Origin of the sequence: Paenibacillus konkukensis, from assembly GCF_023523925.1 — a bacterium.
Lineage (GTDB): Bacteria > Bacillota > Bacilli > Paenibacillales > NBRC-103111 > Paenibacillus_S > Paenibacillus_S doosanensis.
Genome location: NZ_CP027059.1, coordinates 1,399,213 through 1,423,030, shown reverse-complemented (window position 1 = coordinate 1,423,030; position 23,818 = coordinate 1,399,213). Strand labels below are relative to the sequence as shown.

The window sequence follows — 23,818 nt, the reverse complement described above, 5'->3', positions numbered from 1 at the left end:
TGCTGGAGGGAATTATGGATATGATCGATTCCAATGTGAATGTGCTTGTTGTCAGCGCTCATGCCGCCGATTTTGTCTGGAGAGCCGGGGGTGCGATCGCCAAATACGTAAAGCACGGAGCCAACGTGTCTTTGGTCGTTTTGAGTTACGGAGTAAGAGGGGAATCCAACGATTTATGGAACGTTCCGGGGCAGACCGCAGACAATGTAAAAGCGGTCCGCCGCAGCGAGTTGGAACAAGCGGCCCGGCATTTGGGCGTAAAAGATATCGAGCTATGGGATTTTGAAGATTACCATATGCAAATTACGGAAGAACGCATGGAACGGCTTACCAAAAAAATCCGGGAAGTAAGGCCGCATCATATTATTAGCCACGGGCCGAAAGACGCCTTTAATCCGGATCACGAGACGGTTTCCGACTACGTGTTCAGAGCCAGCGTGCTTTCTACGTCCAACGGCGTGCAGCTGGAAGGCTATCCGACAGCGAAGCAGGCGCGGTTGTTCGGTTTCGAGCCGCATCAATCGGAAATCAGCGATTTCAAACCGGATGTTATTCTGGACATTACGGAAGTGTACGCTCAGAAGGAAGCGGCGATGAACTGCTTTAAAGCCCAGCAGCATCTGATCGACTATTACGGGGCCAAAGCGAAGCTGCGCGGAAATCATGCACGCCGCTGCTCGGGCAATAACGAATACAAATACGCCGAGGCGTTCAGCCGGTTTTTCCCGTATGTCGGAGGTGAGCTGGTCTGATGCAAAAATATGTCGTTCGCAACATCGACCGGCCGGCGCAAGACATTGTGAAGCAATACGCCGAGCTCGACACTTCGACCCTGTACGAAGCTCAGGGCAAGATCGGCTTGATGAGCTCGTCGCTGAAGCCGATTCAGCAAAACCGCAAAATATGCGGCCCGGCGGTAACCGTCATTTGCCCTGCCGGGGATAATCTGATGATCCACGCGGCCATTGAGGTATGCAAGCCGGGCGATGTGCTTGTGATTACAACATTGGGCGACAGCGAACACGGCATGATCGGCGAGCTGATCGTCAGAGCGCTGATGAAGCGGGGAGTTCAAGGAGTCGTCATGGCTGCCGGCGTCCGCGACGCGGCGCAGCTGCGAGAACTGTGCTTCCCGGTATGGACCCAAGCGGTTCATTCGCAAGGAACGACGAAAAACCGGGGAGGCTGGGTCAACGCCCCCGCCGTTTGCGGAGGCGCTCTGGTAACGCCTGGCGACCTGATCATGGCCGATGACGACGGCGTCGTTGTGGTCAAGAAAGGGGATTTACTGTCCTCTCTGGAGGCATCCAGGCTGCGTCTGCAAAAAGAAGAAGGCACGAAGGAGAAAATTGCCCGGGGCGAGCTGAGCCTCGATTTCTACGGCTTAAGAGAAACGCTTGCGCGCGAGCACGTCGTCTACTACGAGGACGAATCCGAGCTGCCCGGATAGCGGCTTCGAGCTTGTTCATCCCAAGCTGCCGGCTGCGGAATGCATTGCGGTTAGCCCTAATCGGCCTTCATAACCAAAGCGCTTATCGGCGCAGCCGTTGACCCTGCCTGCGTCCACTTTACAATAGTCCAACTTGAGCGGAACTTTCTCCATTCACAACAAAATGCTTTACCTAGTATAGTTAGGTTAAACGTCGTAGCGTATCCAATACGTATACGAGGCCGGATTTACCGGCGCAATAACTAGGAGGGGGATTCACCGATGTTGTTTAAGAAAGGGCTTACAGCAGGAGTCAGCGCATTGCTTGCCGTTAGCTTGGCTGCTTGCGGAGGAAGCGACGGCGGGCACAAAGAAGCCGCTAAAGGAGATGCGGTTAATAACGCATCCAAAGAAAAAGTTACACTGCGTTTCGCTTATTGGGGCGGGGAGCTGCGCAACAAGAAGTATACGCAGACGATCGCCGACTTCGAGAAAAAGTATCCGAACATCAAAATCGAGCAGGAGTTTGCCGACAGCAATCCGTATTACGACAAGCTGGCTGTGCAGGCGGCCGGGGGCAATATGCCGGACGTCATGAGCTTGCAGGTGACAAGGTATATGGATTACGCCAATCGCAACCAGCTGCTGCCGCTCGACGATTACATTCAGTCGAAGACGATCGACGTGTCTGATTTTACCCAGAAAATGATCGACGCCGGTAAAGCGGACGGCAAAATTGTGATGGTTGCCAACGGCAACACCTCAAAAAGCTTGTTTTACAATGCCGATTTGCTAAAAAAATATAACGTGCAGCCGCCGAAATTCGATATTTCATGGGAAGAATTTGCGGCCAAAGGAGCCGAATACAAAAAAGCGGTGAACAACCCGGATCTTTATTTTGTCGAAGACCCTTCCGGGATTGATGCGGGCAAAGAAATTTTCGGTTACTTCCTGCGGCAAAAAGGCAAGGACGTGTATTCCAAGGACGGCAAGCTGGGCTTTGAAAAGCAGGATATGATCGAATGGTTCCAATATTGGGACAAGCTGCGCAAGGAAGGCATCATTCCTCCGGCAGCTTTGACGGCCGAATATAAGGGCAAATCGCATCAGGAATCGATGATTGTCAAGGGCATGGTAGCGGCGACGTTGTCCGCGGGAGGCAGCAGCAATCTGCCGATCTACCAGACGTATATGAAGGATCAGCTGGAATTCGGCAGGGTGCCCACGAATCCGGGCGGCAAAAACGGGGAAGACATCGGCGGCTTGTTCCTGGCGATCGGCGCCAAATCGAAATATCCGAAGGAAGCGGCGTTGTTTGTCAACTATTTGATCAATGATGTGGACGGCGCCAAGCTGTTTAAAATCGATGTCGGCCCAAGCCCTTCCAAAAAAATCAACGAAGCGGTCAAACAGGTGCTTGAGCCGGCCGGCGTCAAAATGATCGAATTCCAGCAAAAAGCGAACGAATATTTCAGCGTTCCGAATACTCCGCCGGCAGGCAACAATGAGATTTTCAAGCAGGTAACGGTCACAAGCGAAGCGATTGCGTTCGGCAAAAAAACAATTGAGAAAGCCGTCGATGATTTCTTCAACGAGGCGAACAAAATATTAAAGTAACGGACCGATCAGACAGAATGGGCGGCTGCGCGTTCTGTCAGTTTTAAAACAGGAGTGGACGAGATGCGCATAAGCAGCTTTTTGAAAAAAGACGGGATCGGGTACTTGTTTTTGAGCCCTTGGATCATCGGCATGTTGGCTTTTACGTTTATTCCCATCGTATTTTCGCTTTATTTTTCCTTCACGGATTACGAAATGTTCAATTCGCCGAAGTGGGTCGGCCTGGACAATTACAAGAACATATTTACTAACGACGAGCAGTTTCTGGAAGCGTTAAGCGTCACATTCCGCTACGTGCTGATCGCGGTTCCGCTGGAGCTTGCCTTTGCGTTATCCATCGCGCTGATGCTGAATAAAGGGCTGGCAGGCCTACGGATTTACCGTGCGGTTTATTACATCCCTTCGCTGTTTGGAGGAAGTGTGGCGATTGCGCTGCTCTGGCGGCAGGTGTTTGGGGCGAAGGGCTTGTTTAACGTGGTGCTCGGGTATTTTGGCCTTGACGGGGTCAGCTGGATCGCAACGCCGGAGTACGCCTTGTATACATTAATCGCGCTGAAAATATGGCAGTTCGGTTCGCCGATGATCATTTTCCTCGCAGGCCTGCAGCAAATTCCGACCGAGCTGTACGAAGCGGCGGCGATCGACGGCGCCGGCAAGCGGTCGCAGTTTTTCCGGGTGACGATTCCGATGCTGACGCCGATCATATTTTTTAATTTGGTCATGCAGATCATTCACGCTTTCCAGGCGTTTACACCGGCATACGTCGTCAGTGGCGGCACTGGCGGACCGCTGAACTCCACGTTGTTTTATACGCTGTATTTGTATCAAAAAGGGTTTGTCAGCTTCCAGATGGGATATGCGTCGGCATTGGCCTGGATATTGCTGGTCATCATCGCCATTTTCACCTGCTTGACGTTCCTGTCGTCGAAAAAGTGGGTGCATTATGAATAATATGCCGAATCAGCTCGTACGCCATGTCGTCAACATCGCGGTTTCCGCGATCATGCTGTATCCGCTCATCTGGATGCTGAGCAGCTCGTTTAAGCTGCCGGAGCATATTTTTACCGATAAAGGGCTATGGCCGGAGCATTTTACGCTGAACAATTACATCGCGGGCTGGAAAGGTCTCGGCTCGCAAACGTTCGGTCTGTTTTTCAGCAATTCGCTGATCGTAAGCGGCTTGTCGATTGCCGGGAACGTGGTATCGTGCTCGCTTGCTGCTTACGCCTTTGCCCGGCTGGAATTCCGCTTCAAGACTCCTTTGTTCGCTTTGATGCTGATGACGATGATGCTGCCGCACCACGTGACGATTATTCCGCAATATGTCATCTTCAACAAGCTCGATTGGATCAATACGTTTTTGCCGCTTGTCGTGCCGAAATTTACGGCTGCGGAAGGATTTTTCGTCTTCCTGATGGTGCAGTTCATCCGTAACATTCCCCGCGAGCTCGATAAAGCGGCGATCGTCGACGGCTGCGGCCCGATTCAAATCTATTGGCGGCTCATCCTGCCGCTTGCGCTTCCGGCGCTCGTTACGACGGCGATCTTCACGTTTATATGGACGTGGAACGACTTTTTCAGCCAAATCATTTATTTGAGCAAAACACAAAAGTTTACCGTTTCGCTCGGGCTTCGCGTCTTCCTGGATTCAAGCGGCGAATCGAGCTTCGGCTCGCTGTTTGCAATGTCGGTGCTGTCACTTGTGCCGGTGTTTACGATCTTTGTGTTTTTCCAGCGTTTTCTGATCGAAGGACTTACTTCGGGCGGAGTTAAGGGATAGGGTTATCCGATGAAGTGCGAGAATACTTGTTCCATGACAAAATGAACATGATCAACGAAAACAATAGGGGTGACCTTGCAATGCAACTTGGATTTATCGGTTTTGGAGAGGCGGCTTTTTCGATCTCGTGCGGGCTGAAGGAGCAGGGCATCGGCGATCTCGTAGCTTACGATCCGGTGTGGGACCACCCGACGTACGGCGCGCAGGTGCAGGGCCGGGCGGAAACCGCGCAGGTGGAGCTGGCGAAGACGCCGGAGGAGGTGCTGCGGCGCGCGAACGTGCTGATCGTGGCCGTTCCGGCGGATAAGGCGCTCGGCGTAAGCGAGACGGTGAAGCCGCATTTGAAGGCCGGCGATTTGTATATCGACGTGTCGGCGGCCAGCCCAAAAGTAAAAAAAGCGATCTGGGAGACGATCGGGGAAACGGGAGCGGCTTTGGTCGATGCGGCGATGGTCGGCGCTTTGCTTGTCGATAAGCACAAGGTGCCGATCTTGGCCAGCGGCAGCGGAACGGACCGGTTCATGGAGCTGATGACGCCGCTTGGCATGAATATTACGAAGGTCAGCGAAACTCCCGGCGACGCCAGCGCGATTAAGCTGATCCGCAGTATTTTTATGAAAGGCTTTGCCGCACTTGGCATCGAGCTGCTGGAAGCCGCACATCATTTTAATGTGGAGCAGCTTGTCATCAGCGGCATCGGCGATTCGCTGGACGGCAAAAGCTTCGAATGGTCGCTCAACCGGATGGTTACGGGCACAGCCATTCATGCGCAAAGAAGAATCGTCGAGCTGGAAGGCTCGATCGAGATGCTGCGGGAATCGGACATCGACTCGGTTATGTCCGAAGCGGTCAAGGCGAAGCTGAAGCGGGTTGCATCTCACCAATTAAAGGAGAAATTCCAAGGCGTCATACCCGGCAGCTGGCTTGAGGTCATCGAAGCCATACGGCCTTAAATCGGTCTGTCCATGCGCCTTGTGACCGCTGCGGCTGCAGCGCTGCTGCCTGTTCGGCAGGCAAATCGGCAATTTTCATTGTGCTTTTACGGCAACTTTTAGTATGATAGGATTAACGAGGCGGTGCTTGGTGCAAACGGGTACGCCTCTTGTCTTTTTTATAAAAAAATGAAAGCGGCAACAATCCTGAAAAAAGGCGGTTGCATACGTACATGAGGCAGTGGAGATTAAAGCCGTTTTTATTTTGCTCGCTGGTGCTGTCGAATATTTTATTTCTGATCGTCATTACGGTGGCGATTTATTTCAGTGTCAGCTATTATTTTACGAAGCAAATCAGCGAAGCCCGTCTGCAAGGGCTGCACAGCAATCAATTGCAGCTGATCGAAAGGCTGAAGGACATTGAAGGAACCGCCTTGACGATATCCACCCATCAGACGATGAAAGCGGTGCTGGAGGAAAACGGCGGCATCGATTTATACGAATACATAGTAATACAGCGCAATGTCAACGAGTGGCTGAGCACGTTCACTTTTATCAAACCGTTTATCAGCAGCGTACAGATTTTTACCGATCAATATGTGCAGTATCAGAGAATCGGCCCCGCCGGCAAAAATACGATCCTGCCTTTGGCCAAGCTGCCTGTGACCTTGTCTTTATTCGATAAAGTCGATGCGATCTGGATTCCCGCTCACCGGGACGGCATGCTGGAAAACAACGAAAATCCGGTCCTGACATACATTCTGAAAATATATAACAGGAAAGGCGGGACGGCCGGATTCGTGGCGATCAATCTCGATGAAAGTTCGCTCACCCGCTTGCTGTTCAGCGAAAATACGCTATCTTCCCCGACCAACCGCTCGCTGCTGCTGCTGGATGCCGGCAATCAAGTCATGTCCCGCATGTCTGCGCAGGTCAATTCGCAGCGGATGGATTCGTTCCAAGCTTATACGGCGGCCTTGGCGAGCGATGCCGGATTTAAGCCCGTCGAGCTGGACGGGAACAAATATTTGATGATCTTCACGAGCCAAAGCCAGGAGAAGTGGCGGATCGTCGAATTTCTGGAAAGCGACGAGCTGTACCGGGACGTCAATAAGATCCGCAATATCGTGCTGCTGATCGGGGGAATCGTGCTGCTCTGCGTGCTTCCGGTAGCCTCCTATTTGGCCAGCCGCATGATTCGGCCTGTCCCGCTGCTGCTGAAAGGGTTTCAAAAAATCGAAAACGGCAATTTTGACGCGAATGTGGAGCAGTATTTTATCGTCGAATTTAATAAGCTCATTACCGGCTTCAACTATATGACCGGCCGGCTAAAAACGATGCTTGAAGAGCTGGAGCAGAAAAACCGGCTGAAGCACGATTTGGAGCTGATGGTGCTGCAAAGCCAGATCAATCCGCATTTTCTTTACAATACGCTGGATATGATCAATTGGGCGGCAGCGGTGAAAGGCAATACCGAAGTCAGCTTTATGGCCGCCCGGCTTGCCAAACTGTTCCGCATCAGCTTGAGCGGCGGCAGCACGTTTATCCCGCTCAAGGACGAGCTTGAGCATGCCCGGCTGTATGCGCAAATTCAGCAAACCCGGCTGGCGGATCGCTTTGTTTACAACGAACATATAGATTCTTCTTTTAAACAATATTATGTCCCGAAAATTATTTTGCAGCCGTTTATCGAAAATGCGATCATCCACGGTTTTTCCGGATTGCAGGAGGGACAAAAGGCCGAGGTCTCCGTATCCGCGGAGCGCATCGATGAGAATCGCTTCCAAATCGTCATTGCCGACAATGGGGTCGGGCTGAAGCAGTCCAGAGACGAAAGCGAAAGGCGCAAGACGAGCTCGCTTTATGTATCCGGCTCGGGGGATACGGAATTAAAAACGTAAGAGAACGTCTCGAATTGTATTTGGGGGCACAATACGGGCTCAGAATCGAAAACCGCGACGGCGGAGGGGTCAATGTTGTGATGACGTTGCCTTATTTGGACTCATTCGAAAAGGCGAATCAGTTTAATAAATCGATATGAAATGACAGAGCGATAATGCGAGAGGTGAAGCGCAATGAAGGTATTGCTGGTCGATGACGACGCATTTGTTGTGAACGGCTTAAAAAGCATGATCGGCTGGGAACGGTACGGTATCGACGAAATCGCGACGGCGTACGACGGGGAGGACGCCTGGCAGCAGTTTCAGCGGGGCAAGCCCGATCTGCTTATTACCGATGTGTATATGCCGAGAATGAACGGGCTTGAGCTGATCAAGCAAATAAGAACGGTGGATGCGGAGCTGCCGGTCGTTATTTTGAGCGGATACGGGGAATTCGACTACGCCAAGGAAGCGATCCATCTCGACGTGGCGCAGTACATTCTGAAGCCGGCGGTTTTTACGGAAATCGAGAACATCTTAAACGACGTGTTAAGCGAAAAAGCGCTCGCCGACAGGAAAAAGCAATACTTCAACGGCTTGCTTCAACAGCTTGAGCAAAGCGTTCCGATTTTGCGTGAACAGTTTTTATTCGATATGATCACCATCGGGATGAAGCGCAAAGATGCGGCGGACAGCAAAATTCAGTTTCTGCAGCTGGAGGAGAACGTATTTCACGGCGGGCTCGTCATGAGCTTGCTGCTTCACCGCGAACGGAAGCGGAAAACCGAGCTGGAAAAAGATTGGCAGCTGTATAAGTTCGCCGTATACAATGTAGCGCAGGAGATCGTGGCAAAGGCGGGACAAGGTTATGTGCTGCGTTATATGGAAGACCGGCTCTCTATCGTCATGTTCGGGGAGCGGGAAGAGACGCTGTCGAGAGCTCAACGGGTCGCGGAAGAGCTGATCGGGAGCATCGGCACTTATTTGGAGTTGAACGCAAATGTAGGCATCGGGCACTGGTACGGGGAGATGAGCTCGTATCCGTTGTCCTGCAAGGAATCGCGGGAGCTGCTGATGATGTCGGAATACGAGGGCTACCAGCAAATATTCGACGCCCGCCATGCCGGAGAATATCCCGGAGAAGCTTGGCCGGCGTATCCGCTTGAGCAGATTCGCCAGCTGTCCGAAGCGCTGCTGCGCAGCGATTTGCCTTACGTCATGCAGCGGTGGGCGAAAATCGAAGCGGCGCTGCTTCACGAACAGCGGTATTCGCTGAAATACGTCAAAACCGTATGCATCACGATGATCAACGCGCTTGTGTTGTCCTTCATGGAGGAGGGCACGGCCAAGCCGGAGTTGGGGCAGCTCGCCGGTTTTCTGCAAACGCTGCAATCGGCCCAGGACGAGCAATCGCTGATGAACCATATTTCGGACATGCTGAAGCAGCTGCACGGGCTGCTGGATCAAAAAAACGATGCCGGCAAGCAGCACACTTATGTGCAGTATGTAAAAAAGGCTGTCTCCGAGCAGTATATGCACAATATTTCGTTCAGCCAACTGGCCGACGAGCTGCATTTGACAAGGAATTATTTGAGCGGCATCTTTAAAGCCGTGACCGGCGACAGCTTTTCCAATTATTTGTCGTTGTATAGAATTGAGCGGGCCAAAGAATTGATGAAAACGCAGCGGTACATGATCTACGAGATCAGCGAGATGGTCGGTTATTCCGACCCGGCTTACTTCAGCAGAATGTTTAAAAACGTGACGGGCATCAGCCCGACCGATTATACGCTTGGAAAATGAGGGGGAGGATCGCAATAGGGCGACCCTCTTTTTTTATTAGAAGTTGCTGCGGCGTAACGAAACGGAAGGAACGAAACGAAACAGAACGAAACGAAACACCGGCGAAGAAGCACCGATCTTAGCGATTCAAAGCCGGATCGGGTTTTCCAAGAAATTTCCAGAATGTTCCACCTAGCAGATCCTCGACATCGCGACGAATCTCTTCCTCTTCCAGGCGCCAGCCGGCAGCGAGCAGATCTCTGTATTTGTCGCAGAGCACTTTGGCGATGATCTCGCGCGAATGATCCCATTTATACAGCAGCTGATCGAGAATGCGGCAATCCGAATGCTGCGGAATAATGCTGCCGCCGAGCAGTTCAAGGCGCATACGGGTAATTTCTTCAATCAGACTCGGATTGTTCAGGAACCACCAGCAGCCGAAAATAAGCAGATTGCGGTTTTTGCGTGCGGTTACGGCGAGCTCGTGCTGGTTTTCGCGGGAAAGCATCGTCACGAGGAATTTGACGTCCTGATATTTGCTGACAATCCGCTCGACGGCTCCGATATCGCTCTTGCCGAGGCTGTCTCCGGCATCTTTCAACGAAGGGTTTACTTTGCGCTTAACCCCGATCATCATAGCGAACGGAATACCGGCTTCCCGAGCCACCGGAATGATGCACTCGTCGATGATGCGCACGCGCACGGAATTCTCGGGATAAGCAAAGTCGTTCGGCAGCGAAACGGCCATATACAGCGGGTTCATACGGGAGATCCAATCGCTGAGAAAGCGGCGGATTTCGGCCATCGTATCGCCGGACAAATCCGATGAAACGGCGTAGCCTTGCTCGGCCAGCTTGCTCCAGCTCGAATCCCACAGGTTCAGCAGCGGATCGATCCGGAGGGCCGCCAGAAAGCGCGGGTCGGTATTGCCGTTCTCCGCCCATTTGGAGCGCTCGTAAGCATCGAACGGGTCGTTGGTCATGACGACGGTTTTCACTTTGGCCAGCTCCAAAATCCGGTCGATGTAGTCGGAAGCGCTGACCGATTCGAAATATTCGCGGTAGGCGTTCAAGTCGCGCGTCTTCAGGTCGAAGCCAAGACGATTCAGTACGGTCACGACGCCGCGGCATGCTTCGCTGTAAGGCGAATGCTCGATAAACAGCGTTTGCCAGATCAGATCGGCCTGCTCCCGCTTGCTCATGCTCCAGAAGGAGTCGTAGGACAACTCCGGACGGAAGCGGAACGTCTCCGCGATCAAATAATGATAGGTCAAGAGCTCGTCGACGCCCCAGAGCAGCAGATCGCCGAACGATTCGGCAAACAAATGCGTATGTATGTCCGTTACTTGCGTGCTGCGTACGGTTTCCTTGATGAAGGAAACGAGCTGATCTTCGGTATGAATCGTCATAATAAAGTGAACCTCCCGCAAAATAAGTTTATGTTAACGTGAACAATGAACTTATTATAACATTATTTTGCGATTAGGCATATACACATTCCATGTCAATCGGCCGGAATATCCTAGTTATGTATGAATCCAACAGGATAGGAGCCGATCCGATGGATAAGCCGACATCCATAGTCGTCATTCTCGTGCTCTTCGTATTGCTGGCGATGCTGCTGACGTTATTTTTGTAGCCGGTTTGCCGGATTCCCCGGCCAGCCTAAGGAAACCGCCCTCGCGCCGTTTCCTTCCCAGCAATGAAAACAGCCCTGCGCACCCGGCAGGGCGACAGGGCTGTTTTGGTTTAGACGGTCGCATTAGAAGCCTTTATATTGTGGTTCTTCGTTTTCCAGCTGTTGGATACGTCCGCTTACTTGATCTACGACGGATTGAGTCGTTTTGGCTGCTTGTTCGAACATCTTTTTAGCCTCTTGGTTTTGCGTGCTCAGAGCGAAAGTTTCCAGGCTCGCTTGAGCGCTTTTTAGAGAAGCCAGTGTCGTTTTTACGTTGGATGCTACGGTCATCTGTTTCACCTCCTCATGAATAAGTCAGATACTAATGTGCGCATTCCGCTGTCATCTAATAGCTGGGAGTAGCTGGTAAATTGTTTGGTAAAAATGGAAGCTGTCTCCTTTTATAACAATCGTCGTTTTAACAAATAATTTAATCGACAAGTAATCCGTTTTGGAAAAAAGGAGACATTAGGATGGATTGGTTACACATTGCACTCAGATCGCTTGGCGCCATCGCCGTGCTGTTTCTTATTACGCGCTTGCTGGGGAAGAAACAAATATCGCAGCTCACCTTTTTCGAATATATAACGGGAATTACTTTGGGAGAGCTTGCGGGGTTCATTTCAACGGATATCGAAAGCCACTACACCCTTGGCCTGACGGCCCTGCTGGTCTGGTTTATCGTCCCGTTTACCATCGAGCTTGTCACTTTAAAAAGCGTGACGCTGCGCAAATGGCTTGAAGGCAACGGAACGGTCATGATCAAGGACGGCAAAGTGATGGGGAAAAATCTGAAGAAGGAACGTTATTCGGCGGACGAGCTGCTGGAGCAGCTCCGCAAGAAAAGCGTATTTAACGTGGCGGACGTCGAATTTGCCGTTCTCGAATCGAGCGGAGAGCTGAACGTGCTGCTCAAAAAAGAAAACCAGCCGCTTACCCCCAAACATTTGGGAATCAAGGTCGGTCCCGAGAAGGAGCCTCAGACGGTGATTATCGACGGCAACATTATGGACGAGCCGCTCGCTACCGCGGGATTCAGCCGTGCATGGTTAAACGCCGAGTTGGAGAAAATAGGCGTTACCAAAGATAATGTGTTTCTCGGACAAGTGGATTCCTACGGCGCTTTGTTCGTCGATTTGTACGACGATATGCTGCAGGTTCCGGCCAATAACGAAAAGCTGCTGCTGCTGGCCAATCTCAAGAAGTGCGAGGCCGATCTGACGCTGTACGCTCTTGCAACCCAAAGCAAGGACGCCAAGGCGACGTACGAACAGTGCGTCAAGCAGCTGCGCGAACAAATTACCGTGCTGGTTCCTTTATTAAAACGTTGAGAAAGGAAGAAGAGCTATGGCTACGAAAGCGAAGCAAAAATTAACGTGGACGCAGCAAGAATATCAGGCGCTGGCCAAACGGAAGGAACCGGCAAGACCCGTCGTCAAAAACTGCTTGAGAGCTTTTTTGGTCGGGGGATTGATTTGCCTGATCGGACAAGGTTTCATGGAATTGTTCATGCGCGTCTTTGGCTTTACGGAGAAAACCGCCGGCAATCCGACCGTGGCGGTTCTTATTTTCATAGCGGTGGTGCTGACCTGCTTTGGGGTGTACGACAAAATAGCCCAATGGGCCGGAGCCGGCTCGGCCGTTCCCGTTACCGGCTTCGCCAACTCGATGTGCTCGGCCGCGCTGGAACATAAGAGCGAGGGTATCGTGCTCGGCGTCGGCGCGAATATGTTCAAGCTGGCCGGCTCGGTCATCGTCTTCGGCACCGTAGCCGCGTTCGTTATCGGCATCATCCATCTGCTGTTTGGAATGGGGAGGTAACGAGTATGCTGCAGGGACATCAAAGCTGGATATTTCGCAACAAGCCGGTCATTCAGGCGACGGCAACGGTAGTGGGACCGGATGAAAGCGAAGGTCCGCTCGTCAACGATTTCGACATCGTGCACGGCGATTTGACGCTCGGACAGGATAGCTGGGAGAAAGCGGAGCGGCGGCTGATGGAGGAGGCCGGCAAGCTGGCGGTGGAAAATGCCGGGCTTACGAAGGAGCAGGTTCAGTTCTATGTCGGCGGCGACCTGATGAACCAAATTATTAGCAATACGTTCGCGGCGAGAACGATGAGCATCCCTTATATCGGCATCTTCGGCGCCTGCTCGACATCGATGGAAGGGCTGGCGGTCGCCTCGATGATCGTCGATTCGGGCTCCGCCAAATATGCGATGACCGGAACCTGCAGCCACAATTGCACGTCGGAGAAGCAGTTCCGTTACCCGACGGAATACGGCTCGCAGAAGCCGCCGACGGCCCAGTATACGGTGACCGGAGCCGGGGCGGCGGTGCTTGCCAGACATGGCGACGGACCGGTTGTCACTGGAGCGACCATCGGCAAGGTGGTGGATATGGGGATCAAGGACCCGTTCAATATGGGCGCCGCGATGGCTCCCGCCGCCGTCGACACGCTGCAGGCGCATTTTCGCGATTTTCACCGCGAGCCGGGCTATTACGATCTCATTGTCACGGGCGACTTGGCCAAGGTCGGATACGACATTGCCAACGAGCTGCTGGACAAGCATAAAGTGCCGATGAACCAAACGACATACAAAGACTGCGGGCTGATGGTTTACGATGTCGACAAGCAGGCGGTCATGGCCGGAGGCAGCGGCTGCGGCTGCTCGGCCGTCGTTACGTACGGACATATTATGAAGAAGCTGCGCAAAGGCGAGCTGAAGAAGGTGCTGGTCGTAGCGACGGGGGCCCTGCTATCCCCGCTGTCGTTCCAGCAAGGGGAGAGCATCCCATGTATCGCCCACGCCGTAGCTATAGAAAGCGGGGAGTGACCATGGATACGTTTATGCATTTTGTGTGGGCTTTTGTCATCGGCGGCGCGATCTGCGTCATCGGCCAGCTGCTGATGGATGTGGGCAAGCTGACGCCGGCCCATACGATGAGTACGCTGGTCGTAGCCGGAGCGGTGCTCGACGGCGTAGGCCTGTACGAACCGTTCATCAAGTTCGCGGGAGCCGGGGCGACCGTGCCGATCACGAGCTTCGGCAACTCTCTCGTTCACGGGGCGATGCAGGAGCTTAAAACCCACGGGCCCATCGGGATCATTACGGGAATTTTCGAGGTAACCAGCGCGGGAATTTCGGCGGCGATCATCTTCTCGTTTCTTGCAGCCTTGGTGTGCAGGCCGAAGGGCTGAGCCTTGGCCTTCCCGGGAAGCTGCCGCTGCAACCTTCTGAAGAATGTCGCGTATAAAATAATAAGTTTGTCTATCCAAGCCTCAAGGAGACGATCCTTGGGGCTTTTTGCTATGGCAGCGAGAATATGACAGATAATATGCCAAAATGTGTAATTTTACAAATAAATTTAGCATTTTTGCATGTATACGCCCAAATTTGAATCTTGTAAAATAGAATAAGGGCTTTCCAACTGCTGCTATAGAAAAGTTAAAACTACCCCGAGGAGGATCAGGATCATGGAGCCTACCGTAAGAGAAGATATACAGATTATTAAACGCATTCAAGCGAATTTGGAATCTTGCATCCTTGGCAAAACGGATGAAATCAAGCTTCTGTTAACGGCCATGCTGGCCGGAGGCCATGTTCTTCTTGAGGACGTTCCCGGAACGGGAAAAACGGTTCTGATCAAATCGCTCGCCAAATCGATCCGCGGGCAGTTCCGCCGTATCCAGTGCAATCCTGATTTACTCCCGACCGATATTACGGGGGTTTCCATATATCATCCGAGAGACGAGGTATTTATTTTCCGGCCGGGCCCGATTATGACGAATATTTTGCTTGCCGACGAGATCAACCGGGCGACGACCAAGACGCAATCCGCGCTGCTGGAAGCTATGGAAGAAGGCCATATTACGGTAGACGGCAATACTTACGAGCTGCCTCAGCCGTTTCTCATGCTGGCGACCCAGAATCCGATCGACTTTGAAGGCACTTACATGCTGCCGGAGGCGCAGCTCGACCGCTTCATGATGAAATTCAGCCTCGGCTATCCGGACGAAGCTACGGAAACGAAGATGATTATGTCGCAGAGCGTCGTTCACCCGATCGAGCAGCTCCAGCCTGTTGCGGGCGTCGAAGAAATAGGAGCTATCCAGCAGCGGGCCAGACTGGTTCATATGGATGATGCCGTAGCCTCCTATCTCGTGTCGATCATAAGGCAGACGAGAGAGCATCCGGCGATATTCCTGGGCGCCAGTCCGCGGGCTACGCTGGCGCTGGTACAGGCGTCCAAGGCGTACGCGCTGCTTCAGGAGCGGGATTATGTCATCCCCGACGATATTAAATATTTGGCGCCTTTTGTACTGGGACACCGGATTTTGCTGCATGCCGAGGCGCGTATGGACGGGGCGTCGGTGCATTCCGTCCTGCAATCGGTGTTTCAACAGGTGCGAGTGCCGATCCGATTGGAGAAATGAGCATGATGAGAGAATCATTCGTGCAAAAATGGACGGAACGCCCGCGGTTCAGCAAGCAGTTCTGGGCCGTGCTGATCAGCTTCTTCGGCAGTCTCGGGTTCTTGCTGTTTCAAGGCGGCAAGCTGGCCCTGATGCTCTTTGTGATCATGAGCGTGCTGAGTCTGTATTTGCTGCTCGGCCAATGGAGCGGCATCAAGCGCACGCAAGGGGCGCGGACGCTCGGCAGCATCGACCACGGAGGCGCGCTGGAAGCGGGCAGCACGCTCGGCGTAACGATTCACTTGCAAATTCCCGGCTTTTGGCCGATGCCGTATATTTTCGTCAAAGATCGGCTGTATCACCGCAACGGCAGCGAGCTTGAATTCGAAGCCACGATCGTGCCCGACTGGCGCCGCCGCGGCGAATGGGAATACCGGACGCCCGCTCTTCGGAGGGGCTCCTATACGTTCGGGGTGACGGAATGCGTGACGGAGGACGTATTCGGTTTGTTCGAGCATAGCGGCACTTTGAACTTGCCGTATAACATCGTCGTACTGCCGAAGACGGTAGCGATCCGCGAATGGCAGCAATTTCATCAGATGATGAAAGGCACCAACCATCATTCCACGACGACGCGCGCCGTCCGCGAGACGACGCAGATCAACGGCGTCCGCGAATACATCTACGGCGACAGGCTGTCCAGGATTCACTGGAATGCGACGGCCAAGACCGGCACGTGGAAATCGAAGGAGTTCGAGCGGGAATCGCTGCCCAAAACTTTTCTCGTGCTCGACCGGGAGCGCAAGGCGTACGGCGATCCCGAAACGTTCGAGCTGGCGGTATCGGTGGCGGCGTCGCTTTTTCAATACGGCGCAGCCCGCAGTCTGGCTCTCGGCCTTCTGTCGACCGGAGCGGATGACATTTACTTTGAGCCCAAGTCGGGCGGCAACCAGCAGAAGGCGGTGCAGCAGCATTTTATTCATGTCGAAGCGGACGGCGTCCACGCGTTGAAGCAGGTGCTCCGGGAGAAAGCGCAGAACCTCGTTCCGGGCAGCTTTGTCGCTCTTATCACGCCGGCGTACGGCGAATCGATGCTGCAAATCTGCAACTGGCTTAAGCAGCTTCAGCTCAATCCATGCCATCTTTGGCTCTGTTCGGAGCCGGATAAGAAGGAGCGGTGGCTTAAGCAGCTGCAATCCCGGGGAATCGCCGGTTACGCGATTCAATCGCTGCATGAGCTGTCCTCTTTGTTAGGAGGTCGAAGCGGATGAACGAATCGATGTCTTGGTGGCGGCGCGCGCTGTGGAGCAATTGGCCTCATCGGTTAACCGTATTGTTAGTCGGGTTGTTTATGCTGCAGTTTGTGTTCTGGTTTGCCAAAGAAGATCATTTATGGCTTCCGGAAACCGTTGTCGTCGTTGAACTGGTACTATTGATCATTTGTGTTGTCGAGCATGTGACCCGTCTTCATTGGGCGATTCGCGGCCTGATTCAGCTTATCGCGGTTATCGCGGTTCACGTTCAGGTGCTGCATGAATACGGCGTTATCGAGAAAATGAAACTGTCGAGCTTCTTCTCATCGAAATTATTTCTTAATTTATACAATTTGACTCCGTATTTATGGTTCGGCTTGGCGGCGTGGGCGGCTTACTTAACGCTAATCTGGTGGGTTGCGGCTAAATGGCGGGTCTATGTGCTGCTGGTCGCCAGCGTCGTCGCCATGTGTATCCGGGATTCGTTCTCCAGCGTCTACTTATGGCCGCAGGTGGCGATGACGGTCGGATGCGGCTTGTTTCTGCTGATCTTATGCCATTTCCAGTCGATGCGCCAAAAAGATCCGACCGCTTGGAGCTACTTGGCCGACTATCCGGCATCGATTGCCGTTCCGGTCATCCTGCTCATTAGTATGACGGTAGTCGTCGGCGCCATTATGCCCGAGGTAGGCCCGATGGTTACGGACCCGTATACGGCATGGCGCGCATACCGGGGCGAAGCGGTCAATTTCACGACGGGGAAGGGCGTGGAGGTAGCCGTCTCCGCGAGCGATACGTCTTCGGGCTACAGCCGCAGCGATGCAGCGCTCGGAAGCGGCTTCCAGTTCGATTACACCCCTGTTATGACGGTCGATACGACGCATCGCAGCTATTGGCGGGGGGAGACTCGCTCCTTGTATACCGGCAAAGGCTGGGAGCCCGGCGATTCCGATAGACGGTCGCTGACGACTTCCGTGCGGGCGGACAACACGCTGAGTCCCGATCCGCGCAAAGCCGGAAGCAAGCTAAAGACGATTGAAGTAAAGCAGGTCGTCAGTATTTTATCCGAGGATAAATATCCCGTGCTGTTCGGGGCGTTCGACATTCAGAAGGTCGAGGAAATGAACGGCGGCAAGACGGGTTTCGAATCTCTCTTATGGGCTCCTTCCCAGTCGGAGATTAGAATCAATCAACAGATGAGCCAGGCTTATCCCAAAACCTATACCGTCGTCTCTCAGATGCCGGTTATCGATGAGGAAGGCTTGCGGCAGGCTCCCGAGGCCGCGAACCGGACGGATTTGGCGGAATATTTGCAGCTTCCCGATCATTTGCCGGCCCGCGTTCGCCAGTTGGCGGCGGATATTACGAAGGATGCGGCCGATCCGTACGATAAGGCGAAGGCGATCGAGCAGTATTTGCGCACTACTTATCCTTATACGAACAAGCCGGACTTGACCAAAGGAAAAAGCCGCGATTTCGTCGATCGCTTTTTGTTCGAGATTAAAGAAGGGTACTGCGATTATTACTCTTCGGCGATGGCCGTTCTCTCCCGTTCCGTCGGTCTGCCGACCCGTTGGGTGAAAGGCTACGCGTCAGGGCAATCGGCCTCCTATGACGAAATGTTCGGCATGTTCGGGGAACCGGAGATGACGGACCCCGACGCGGCCGGTGTGTACACCGTGCGCAACGCCGATGCGCATTCGTGGGTCGAGGTCTACTTTAGCGGCTGGGGCTGGATCCCGTTCGAGCCGACAAGCGGTTTCCTGCTTCCGCGCGCCGTGCCTCAAGAAGAGATTACCTTCGATACCTCCGCGGTTCCCGAGGCTGCGCCTGCCGCTCCCGAACCGACGGTGCTGGAGCGGCACGGTCTGAAAGCCGTGATCTCCGGTATTGTGCTGCTGGCCGCGGCGGCCGCCGCCTTCGTGCTGAAAAAGCTGCAAGTCGCCGAGCTGCTGCATGAGAAGCTGGAGCGACGCCGGGCGTCATTGCTGAAGCAAAAAGTAATTATAGAATGCGAAAGGCTGATTCGAATATGCAAGCGCAACGGCTACGTCCGTCATGAGCATGAAACGCTGCGCGAAGCGATCGGACGCTGGTCGCAGCAAAGCAAATGGATGAAGGCGGACCTTGAGCAGGTGTTAGGCACATTCGAGAAAGCCAAGTACAGCAACGCGGAAATAACCGAGCAAGATTGGCAGAGCACGGCAGCCATCGTCGAGAAGCTGCGCTCGCAATTTTAATAGCCTTTTCGGTCAGGAGAGACTTATGCCTTTTTGCGGCATAGGTCTCTTTCTCTTATGTCGAAGCAGAGAAAAGGAAGATTTCAAACCCGCTCCGCTGGATGAGGATGGATGGCATAGGTACAATCCTGGGGCGCATACATTTCCTGTAAAGGAAGTAAGCGGCGGACATTACTGCGGGAGAAGGGATGCTCGTGAAAATCAATGCGGTGTTCGAAGGCGGCGGGGTGAAAGGCATTGCCTTGGCCGGTGCCGTTCAATCTGTGGAGCAAAGGGGGCTGACCTTCCATCAGGTGGCGGGGACGTCGTCGGGTGCCATCGTCGCTTCTCTGGTCGCTGCGGGCTATACGGCCGAGGAAATGAAGAAGGTTATTATCGCCACTCCGTTCAGCGCTTTTATGCAGCGTGCGCCGATATTCAATACGAAAGTGATCGGGCCGCTGGCCCGATTGTTTCTCAAGAAAGGGCTTTACTCGGGGGAAGCGCTTGAGCATTGGATTCATCAGCTGCTTCTTGCCAAAGGAATCAGGACGTTCGGGGATCTTAAGTGGAACCAACTGCGTATTATCGCTTCCGATATATCCGACCGGAGGCTGCTGGTACTGCCTGACGACATCGCTCAATACGGCATCGATCCTAAGCAGCTTCTCATCTCCAAAGCGGTCAGAATGAGCACGAGCATCCCGTATTTCTTCGATCCGGTCATTATCCGCAAAGCTCCCGACAAGCGCAGGAAGAAAGAGGCTTTCGCCGACCAGTTCGCCTATATCGTCGACGGCGGGCTGCTCAGCAATTTTCCGCTCTGGATATTCGATCAAGAGAACAGCTCGGCGATCGAGCAGCTTGTTCCGACGATCGGATTTCAGCTGGTCGGCAGAGGGAGCGGGCAGCCCAACACGATCGTCGGACCGCTGACGATGTTCAAGGCACTGTTCTCCACGATGATGGAGGCGCACGACGAACGGTATATCGAAGACGCGAACCGGTTCAGAACGATTAAAATACCGACGCTTGGCGTCAGTGTGACCGATTTCGATATCGGCAACGAAAAAAGTCTGGAGCTCTATGAAGCCGGCAAGCGGGCGGGCGATCATTTCTTCAATAAGTGGAAATTGAACGATTACAAGCAGGGCTACATGGAGCATGTGCTGCGCAAGCCGCAGAGCTGATCCGGCGCGCAAGAAAAAAACCGGCGATCTGTCGCCGGTTTATTGCCGTTCAATGATATTTGGGGGGTTCGTCCGAATTCCCTTTGTTGCCGTCGATGACGCGGAAGGTAGCATTGCGGGTGCGCCGGTCCTTGCTGCGTCCGCCCGCTCCTCCTTTGCCGGTGAATGCGGGTTTGCGCCAACGGCTTGGCGGATATTTATACAACAGGAAGATAACGCCGAATACCAGAATCGGTATGATGAGCGTCAACGCTTTAGAGGCGACCCCGATCAAGGCTAACCCTAAGATAACATAGGTGGCAATGGAATATCGCTGTTTCATCGCTGCTCCTCCTTTTGATCCATATTATGCTCTTGCTTGTTCGTCTAATTCCCTCATCCGGTTAAAAGAAGCGATCGATACTTCCACCATCGAGTTATCCGGCTGCTTGGTCGTCAGTTTCTGTAGCCACAGCCCCGGATATCCGAGATAGCGGAGCACGGGCACTTCGCGCAGGCTGTTCGTGAAACGCAGCAGCTCATAGGAAACGCCGATGACGACAGGGAGCAGAATGATGCGCTGTACGATCCGCTCCAGGAAGGAGTCGTAGGTGAACAAGGAATAGATGATGACGCCGACCAGCACCGTAAAGACGATAAAGCTGCTGCCGCAGCGGTAATGAAGCGTGCTGAACTTCTGCACGTTTTCCACCGTAAGCTCCACGCCCGCTTCGTAGGCGCTGATGACTTTATGCTCCGCTCCGTGATATTGAAACAATCGTTTGATCATCGGCGTGAGCGAAATGAAGTAAATGTAGCCGACCAGCAAAATAATTTTGATAAGGCCTTCCAGCAGGTTGTGTCCGATCTGATTTTGGAACGCTTTGGCGAACAACAGCTGCTCGATAGCCGGGGGAACGAGCGTGAACACGAATTTGCCGAACAAGAAGGACAAAATCCCGACGACGGCGACGCCGAGAATCATGGAAATGCGGCCTGCTACGGATTCCTTCTTCTCTTCCTTGGGCGCCGCGCCTTCGCCTTCCTCCTCGGCAAAAGCTTCCGCCGAAAAGTTCAGATGCTGCGCTCCTTTGGCGCTCGCTTCGACAATGCCGACGATGCCGCGGACAAACGGAATTTTTTTAAGCGTTCTTACCCAGCCGATCTCGGTTTTGGGCACTTCAAAAAAGTCAATCGAATTATCTTTTCGGCGGACGGCCGTAACGTTCACGCTTTGGCCACCAAACATGACCCCTTCGATCACGGCTTGACCGCCGTAAATTGCGCATGGCTGTTCTTTTGGTTGCGACAACGAGTACACCTTCTTCTGCTAAGGATAAAATGGATTCTTACATTATTGTATCGGATTCAAGGAGAGAATGCCACCGTTTAGGGGACAAATATTTGCATATACTAACGGTATGCGGCCGATAAGATGCGGAAAATTGTCGGCTTAACGCTTCTCAGGGCATCTAGGCGCTTATTCGCAAACTGATTTTAGGAGGAACCAGTATGGACAATAATGGTGAACGCCGTACGAACCGATGGTCGTTTGCAGTATATATCGGATTGTTTGCGGGTCTTATTTGGGGAGCGGTGAAAATGCTCGAACATTATTTGCATTTTACAAGCCTGCCTCCGGGATTTTTAGTGGAGCCTTTTTTCAAACGGTCGTTTTTGCTCAGTTTTCAGGGCTATCTGCTGGGCTGGCTCATTTTCATTTTGTTCTCGATCTTCGCCTCGCTGGTGTATACGCTGCTTTTGGCCAAAGCGAACGGCCCGTGGGCCGGAGTCGCGTACGGAGCGATATGGTGGATGCTTATTTTTCTGCTGATCGGCCCCGTTACGGGGATGATGAACTGGATCGCCTATCTGGACTGGAACACGATTATTACCGATTTCTGCCTGTTTATCGTATGGGGGTTGTTCATCGGCTACAGCATCTCTTTGGAATTTACAAGCGAGCATAAGAGAGAGCCTGTCGCCGGCGGGAACGCCGATCCTGCGCCGGAGTAACCGATTCCTGCAAAAAACAGTTCTCAAACAGAAGAAAGTTATGGTAAAATAATCGGGTGCGTTCTTTGGCACAGCATGTAAACTGGTGATGGAGGGACCGTCTTGAAACAAATATTGGTATTGAACGGTCCGAATTTGAACATGCTCGGCATCCGCGAACCCGGGGTTTACGGCTCCGTATCGCTGCACTCGATTGAACAACGATTGTTCAAGCTGGCCGGTGAGCTGGGTGTGGAGCTGGAATGCTACCAATCGAATCATGAAGGCGCTCTGATCGACAAGATCCATGAAGCCTATTCGGTCAAAGACGGCATTGTGATGAATCCGGGCGCGTTTACGCATTACAGCTACGCGATTCGCGATGCGATCAGCACCGTTCAGATTCCGACTATTGAAGTACATATATCGAACATTCACAAGAGAGAAGCGTTTCGCCATGTTTCGGTGATCGCTCCCGTAGCTGTAGGGCAAATCGCCGGCCTGGGCGTTGAGAGCTATGAACTGGGCCTGCGCGCCATAGTAAGCCATCTGAATGCTTTGGAGGGATGATCATGCAGCAAGCACGGATTGAACGGCTGCGCGCGCTGTTGCAGCAGCAAGGACTGCAGGCGCTGCTCATTACGAATGCGACGAACCGTATGTATATGACGGGCTTCACAGGCTCTTCCGGCGTCGTGCTGATCTCGGAGGCCAAGGCGTATTTGCTCACCGATTTCCGCTATATGACGCAGGCTCCGGCGCAGGCAGCGGGCTATGAAGTCGTAGAGCATGCCCCGAATCCGATGGATACCGTCAAGGAGCTGCTAACCAAGCAAGGAATCGGCAAAGTCGGCTTTGAGCAAAACGATATGACCTATGGGGCTTATCTCGGCACCGCCAAGGCGCTCGCCGGCATCGAGCTGGCGGCGACGGAAGGTTTGGTCGAGCAGCTGAGAATGATCAAGGACGAAGCGGAAATTGCCGTTATGCAGGAGGCGGCCGATCTGGCCGACCGCACGTTTACGCATATTTTGGGCTATTTGAAGCCGGGAGCCAAGGAAGCCGATATTGCGCTCGAAATCGAAATGTTCGTCCGCAGGAACGGGGCCGCTTCGACTTCGTTTGAGACGATCGTAGCTTCGGGAGAACGGTCCGCGCTGCCGCATGGCAAAGCAAGCGACCGCATCCTTCAGACGAATGAATTTGTCAAATTGGACTACGGCGCTTATTATAATAGGTATTGCTCCGATATTACGAGAACCGTCGTATTGGGAAAACCGACAGATAAACATAAGGAAATTTACAACATCGTGCTGGAAGCCCAACTGGAAACTCTGGATAAAATCAAGCCGGGGATGACAGGAAAGGAAGCCGATGCGATCGCCAGAGACATCATCGCCCGCTATGGATACGGCGACCACTTCGGACATGGCACCGGCCATGGGCTCGGGATGGAGATCCATGAAGCGCCGCGGCTGTCCAAGCAAGGGAATACGGTTTTAACGCCCGGCATGACTGTAACGGTAGAGCCCGGTATTTACTTGCCAGGCTTTGGCGGGGTTCGGATCGAGGACGACATCGTCATTACAGACACCGGAATTAAAATATTAACGAAATCAAGCAAAGACTTCATTGTCCTTGATTAACAACAACTGCTCACATTTTTAG

23 protein-coding genes are annotated in these 23,818 nt (G+C 53.1%); 19 read left to right on the top strand and 4 right to left on the bottom strand.

Features of this window, described 5'->3' with window-relative positions; genetic code table 11:
- Window positions 1-14 precede the first annotated feature (14 nt).
- The 8 genes from SK3146_RS06325 (at window position 15) to SK3146_RS06290 (ending at window position 9,441) form a co-directional block, all read left to right on the top strand.
- Entirely contained in the window at window positions 15-752 is a 738-nt protein-coding gene (locus tag SK3146_RS06325) for a PIG-L deacetylase family protein (RefSeq protein ID WP_249864285.1), read from the top strand.
- On the top strand, window positions 752-1,450 hold the full coding sequence (locus tag SK3146_RS06320) for a 4-carboxy-4-hydroxy-2-oxoadipate aldolase/oxaloacetate decarboxylase (RefSeq protein WP_249864284.1): 699 nt from the start codon (window positions 752-754) through the stop codon (window positions 1,448-1,450). The genes SK3146_RS06325 and SK3146_RS06320 overlap by 1 nt, the downstream gene beginning before the upstream one ends.
- Before the next feature lie 261 nt (window positions 1,451-1,711).
- Window positions 1,712-3,046: an ABC transporter substrate-binding protein gene (locus tag SK3146_RS06315; RefSeq protein ID WP_249864283.1), complete on the top strand. Its 1,335-nt coding sequence runs from the start codon at window positions 1,712-1,714 to the stop codon at window positions 3,044-3,046.
- A 63-nt stretch (window positions 3,047-3,109) separates the two neighbouring features.
- A complete protein-coding gene (locus SK3146_RS06310; RefSeq protein ID WP_249864282.1) occupies window positions 3,110-3,997 on the top strand; it encodes a carbohydrate ABC transporter permease in 888 nt (295 codons plus the stop codon).
- The gene (locus SK3146_RS06305) at window positions 3,990-4,826 is read left to right on the top strand and encodes a carbohydrate ABC transporter permease (RefSeq protein WP_249864281.1); all 837 of its coding nucleotides are present in this window, start codon (window positions 3,990-3,992) and stop codon (window positions 4,824-4,826) included. Before SK3146_RS06310 ends, SK3146_RS06305 begins: the two co-directional genes overlap by 8 nt.
- Window positions 4,827-4,906: 80 nt before the next feature.
- Window positions 4,907-5,779, top strand: coding sequence for a DUF1932 domain-containing protein (locus SK3146_RS06300; protein WP_249864280.1), 873 nt, complete (start codon window positions 4,907-4,909; stop codon window positions 5,777-5,779).
- Window positions 5,780-5,991: 212 nt separating this feature from the next.
- Window positions 5,992-7,659, top strand: coding sequence for a cache domain-containing sensor histidine kinase (locus SK3146_RS06295; RefSeq protein ID WP_249864279.1), 1,668 nt, complete (start codon window positions 5,992-5,994; stop codon window positions 7,657-7,659).
- Between the two features lie 174 nt (window positions 7,660-7,833).
- Window positions 7,834-9,441, top strand: a complete 1,608-nt coding sequence (locus SK3146_RS06290) for a response regulator transcription factor (RefSeq protein WP_249864278.1) — start codon at window positions 7,834-7,836, stop codon at window positions 9,439-9,441.
- A 118-nt stretch (window positions 9,442-9,559) separates the two neighbouring features.
- Here SK3146_RS06290 and SK3146_RS06285 read toward each other — a convergent pair whose 3' ends face one another.
- Both SK3146_RS06285 and SK3146_RS06280 read right to left on the bottom strand, forming a co-directional pair.
- A complete protein-coding gene (locus tag SK3146_RS06285) occupies window positions 9,560-10,828 on the bottom strand; it encodes a glucuronate isomerase (RefSeq protein ID WP_249864277.1) in 1,269 nt (422 codons plus the stop codon).
- A 353-nt stretch (window positions 10,829-11,181) separates the two neighbouring features.
- Window positions 11,182-11,388: a DUF1657 domain-containing protein gene (locus SK3146_RS06280; RefSeq protein ID WP_249864276.1), complete on the bottom strand. Its 207-nt coding sequence runs from the start codon at window positions 11,386-11,388 to the stop codon at window positions 11,182-11,184.
- Between the two features lie 182 nt (window positions 11,389-11,570).
- On the opposite strand from SK3146_RS06280, the gene SK3146_RS06275 reads away from it, so the two are divergent.
- The 8 genes from SK3146_RS06275 (at window position 11,571) to SK3146_RS06240 (ending at window position 20,176) form a co-directional block, all read left to right on the top strand.
- Window positions 11,571-12,428, top strand: coding sequence for a DUF421 domain-containing protein (locus SK3146_RS06275; RefSeq protein WP_249864275.1), 858 nt, complete (start codon window positions 11,571-11,573; stop codon window positions 12,426-12,428).
- Window positions 12,429-12,444: 16 nt separating this feature from the next.
- Complete coding sequence (spoVAC, locus tag SK3146_RS06270; protein ID WP_249864274.1) at window positions 12,445-12,918, top strand: stage V sporulation protein AC; 474 nt, start codon at window positions 12,445-12,447, stop codon at window positions 12,916-12,918.
- A 5-nt stretch (window positions 12,919-12,923) separates the two neighbouring features.
- The gene (spoVAD, locus tag SK3146_RS06265; RefSeq protein WP_249864273.1) at window positions 12,924-13,934 is read left to right on the top strand and encodes a stage V sporulation protein AD; all 1,011 of its coding nucleotides are present in this window, start codon (window positions 12,924-12,926) and stop codon (window positions 13,932-13,934) included.
- Window positions 13,935-13,948: 14 nt separating this feature from the next.
- Complete coding sequence (spoVAE, locus tag SK3146_RS06260; RefSeq protein WP_249866198.1) at window positions 13,949-14,299, top strand: stage V sporulation protein AE; 351 nt, start codon at window positions 13,949-13,951, stop codon at window positions 14,297-14,299.
- 276 nt (window positions 14,300-14,575) lie between these two features.
- Complete coding sequence (locus SK3146_RS06255) at window positions 14,576-15,535, top strand: AAA family ATPase (RefSeq protein ID WP_249864272.1); 960 nt, start codon at window positions 14,576-14,578, stop codon at window positions 15,533-15,535.
- A 2-nt stretch (window positions 15,536-15,537) separates the two neighbouring features.
- On the top strand, window positions 15,538-16,785 hold the full coding sequence (locus SK3146_RS06250) for a DUF58 domain-containing protein (RefSeq protein ID WP_249864271.1): 1,248 nt from the start codon (window positions 15,538-15,540) through the stop codon (window positions 16,783-16,785).
- Window positions 16,782-19,007, top strand: a complete 2,226-nt coding sequence (locus SK3146_RS06245; protein ID WP_249864270.1) for a transglutaminase TgpA family protein — start codon at window positions 16,782-16,784, stop codon at window positions 19,005-19,007. The genes SK3146_RS06250 and SK3146_RS06245 overlap by 4 nt, the downstream gene beginning before the upstream one ends.
- A gap of 194 nt (window positions 19,008-19,201) precedes the next feature.
- Window positions 19,202-20,176 carry a patatin-like phospholipase family protein gene (locus SK3146_RS06240; RefSeq protein WP_249864269.1) on the top strand — a complete coding sequence of 325 codons (975 nt, stop codon included), beginning with the start codon at window positions 19,202-19,204 and terminating at the stop codon, window positions 20,174-20,176.
- 49 nt (window positions 20,177-20,225) lie between these two features.
- Here the strand turns inward: SK3146_RS06240 and SK3146_RS06235 are convergent, their stop codons facing one another.
- A complete protein-coding gene (locus tag SK3146_RS06235; protein ID WP_249864268.1) occupies window positions 20,226-20,498 on the bottom strand; it encodes a hypothetical protein in 273 nt (90 codons plus the stop codon).
- A 24-nt stretch (window positions 20,499-20,522) separates the two neighbouring features.
- A complete protein-coding gene (locus SK3146_RS06230; protein ID WP_249866197.1) occupies window positions 20,523-21,404 on the bottom strand; it encodes a DUF1385 domain-containing protein in 882 nt (293 codons plus the stop codon).
- A gap of 263 nt (window positions 21,405-21,667) precedes the next feature.
- Between SK3146_RS06230 and SK3146_RS06225 the strand changes: the two genes are divergently transcribed.
- The 3 genes from SK3146_RS06225 to SK3146_RS06215 all read left to right on the top strand — a co-directional run bounded on the left by SK3146_RS06225 (window position 21,668) and on the right by SK3146_RS06215 (window position 23,796).
- Window positions 21,668-22,171, top strand: a complete 504-nt coding sequence (locus SK3146_RS06225; protein ID WP_249864267.1) for a YqhR family membrane protein — start codon at window positions 21,668-21,670, stop codon at window positions 22,169-22,171.
- A 102-nt stretch (window positions 22,172-22,273) separates the two neighbouring features.
- Window positions 22,274-22,720, top strand: coding sequence for a type II 3-dehydroquinate dehydratase (aroQ, locus tag SK3146_RS06220; RefSeq protein WP_249864266.1), 447 nt, complete (start codon window positions 22,274-22,276; stop codon window positions 22,718-22,720).
- Between the two features lie 2 nt (window positions 22,721-22,722).
- The gene (locus SK3146_RS06215; RefSeq protein WP_249864265.1) at window positions 22,723-23,796 is read left to right on the top strand and encodes a M24 family metallopeptidase; all 1,074 of its coding nucleotides are present in this window, start codon (window positions 22,723-22,725) and stop codon (window positions 23,794-23,796) included.
- Window positions 23,797-23,818: the final 22 nt, after the last annotated feature.

What these genes read in the sequence shown, in the direction of transcription:
- SK3146_RS06325 (WP_249864285.1), top strand. Translation starts at nt 15, where the DNA reads ATGGATATGATCGATTCCAATGTGAATGTGCTTGTTGTCAGCGCTCAT.
- SK3146_RS06320 (WP_249864284.1), top strand. Translation starts at nt 752, where the DNA reads ATGCAAAAATATGTCGTTCGCAACATCGACCGGCCGGCGCAAGACATT.
- SK3146_RS06315 (WP_249864283.1), top strand. Translation starts at nt 1,712, where the DNA reads ATGTTGTTTAAGAAAGGGCTTACAGCAGGAGTCAGCGCATTGCTTGCC.
- SK3146_RS06310 (WP_249864282.1), top strand. Translation starts at nt 3,110, where the DNA reads ATGCGCATAAGCAGCTTTTTGAAAAAAGACGGGATCGGGTACTTGTTT.
- SK3146_RS06305 (WP_249864281.1), top strand. Translation starts at nt 3,990, where the DNA reads ATGAATAATATGCCGAATCAGCTCGTACGCCATGTCGTCAACATCGCG.
- SK3146_RS06300 (WP_249864280.1), top strand. Translation starts at nt 4,907, where the DNA reads ATGCAACTTGGATTTATCGGTTTTGGAGAGGCGGCTTTTTCGATCTCG.
- SK3146_RS06295 (WP_249864279.1), top strand. Translation starts at nt 5,992, where the DNA reads ATGAGGCAGTGGAGATTAAAGCCGTTTTTATTTTGCTCGCTGGTGCTG.
- SK3146_RS06290 (WP_249864278.1), top strand. Translation starts at nt 7,834, where the DNA reads ATGAAGGTATTGCTGGTCGATGACGACGCATTTGTTGTGAACGGCTTA.
- SK3146_RS06285 (WP_249864277.1), bottom strand. Translation starts at nt 10,828, where the DNA reads ATGACGATTCATACCGAAGATCAGCTCGTTTCCTTCATCAAGGAAACC.
- SK3146_RS06280 (WP_249864276.1), bottom strand. Translation starts at nt 11,388, where the DNA reads ATGACCGTAGCATCCAACGTAAAAACGACACTGGCTTCTCTAAAAAGC.
- SK3146_RS06275 (WP_249864275.1), top strand. Translation starts at nt 11,571, where the DNA reads ATGGATTGGTTACACATTGCACTCAGATCGCTTGGCGCCATCGCCGTG.
- spoVAC (WP_249864274.1), top strand. Translation starts at nt 12,445, where the DNA reads ATGGCTACGAAAGCGAAGCAAAAATTAACGTGGACGCAGCAAGAATAT.
- spoVAD (WP_249864273.1), top strand. Translation starts at nt 12,924, where the DNA reads ATGCTGCAGGGACATCAAAGCTGGATATTTCGCAACAAGCCGGTCATT.
- spoVAE (WP_249866198.1), top strand. Translation starts at nt 13,949, where the DNA reads ATGCATTTTGTGTGGGCTTTTGTCATCGGCGGCGCGATCTGCGTCATC.
- SK3146_RS06255 (WP_249864272.1), top strand. Translation starts at nt 14,576, where the DNA reads ATGGAGCCTACCGTAAGAGAAGATATACAGATTATTAAACGCATTCAA.
- SK3146_RS06250 (WP_249864271.1), top strand. Translation starts at nt 15,538, where the DNA reads ATGATGAGAGAATCATTCGTGCAAAAATGGACGGAACGCCCGCGGTTC.
- SK3146_RS06245 (WP_249864270.1), top strand. Translation starts at nt 16,782, where the DNA reads ATGAACGAATCGATGTCTTGGTGGCGGCGCGCGCTGTGGAGCAATTGG.
- SK3146_RS06235 (WP_249864268.1), bottom strand. Translation starts at nt 20,498, where the DNA reads ATGAAACAGCGATATTCCATTGCCACCTATGTTATCTTAGGGTTAGCC.
- SK3146_RS06230 (WP_249866197.1), bottom strand. Translation starts at nt 21,404, where the DNA reads ATGTTTGGTGGCCAAAGCGTGAACGTTACGGCCGTCCGCCGAAAAGAT.
- SK3146_RS06225 (WP_249864267.1), top strand. Translation starts at nt 21,668, where the DNA reads ATGGACAATAATGGTGAACGCCGTACGAACCGATGGTCGTTTGCAGTA.
- SK3146_RS06215 (WP_249864265.1), top strand. Translation starts at nt 22,723, where the DNA reads ATGCAGCAAGCACGGATTGAACGGCTGCGCGCGCTGTTGCAGCAGCAA.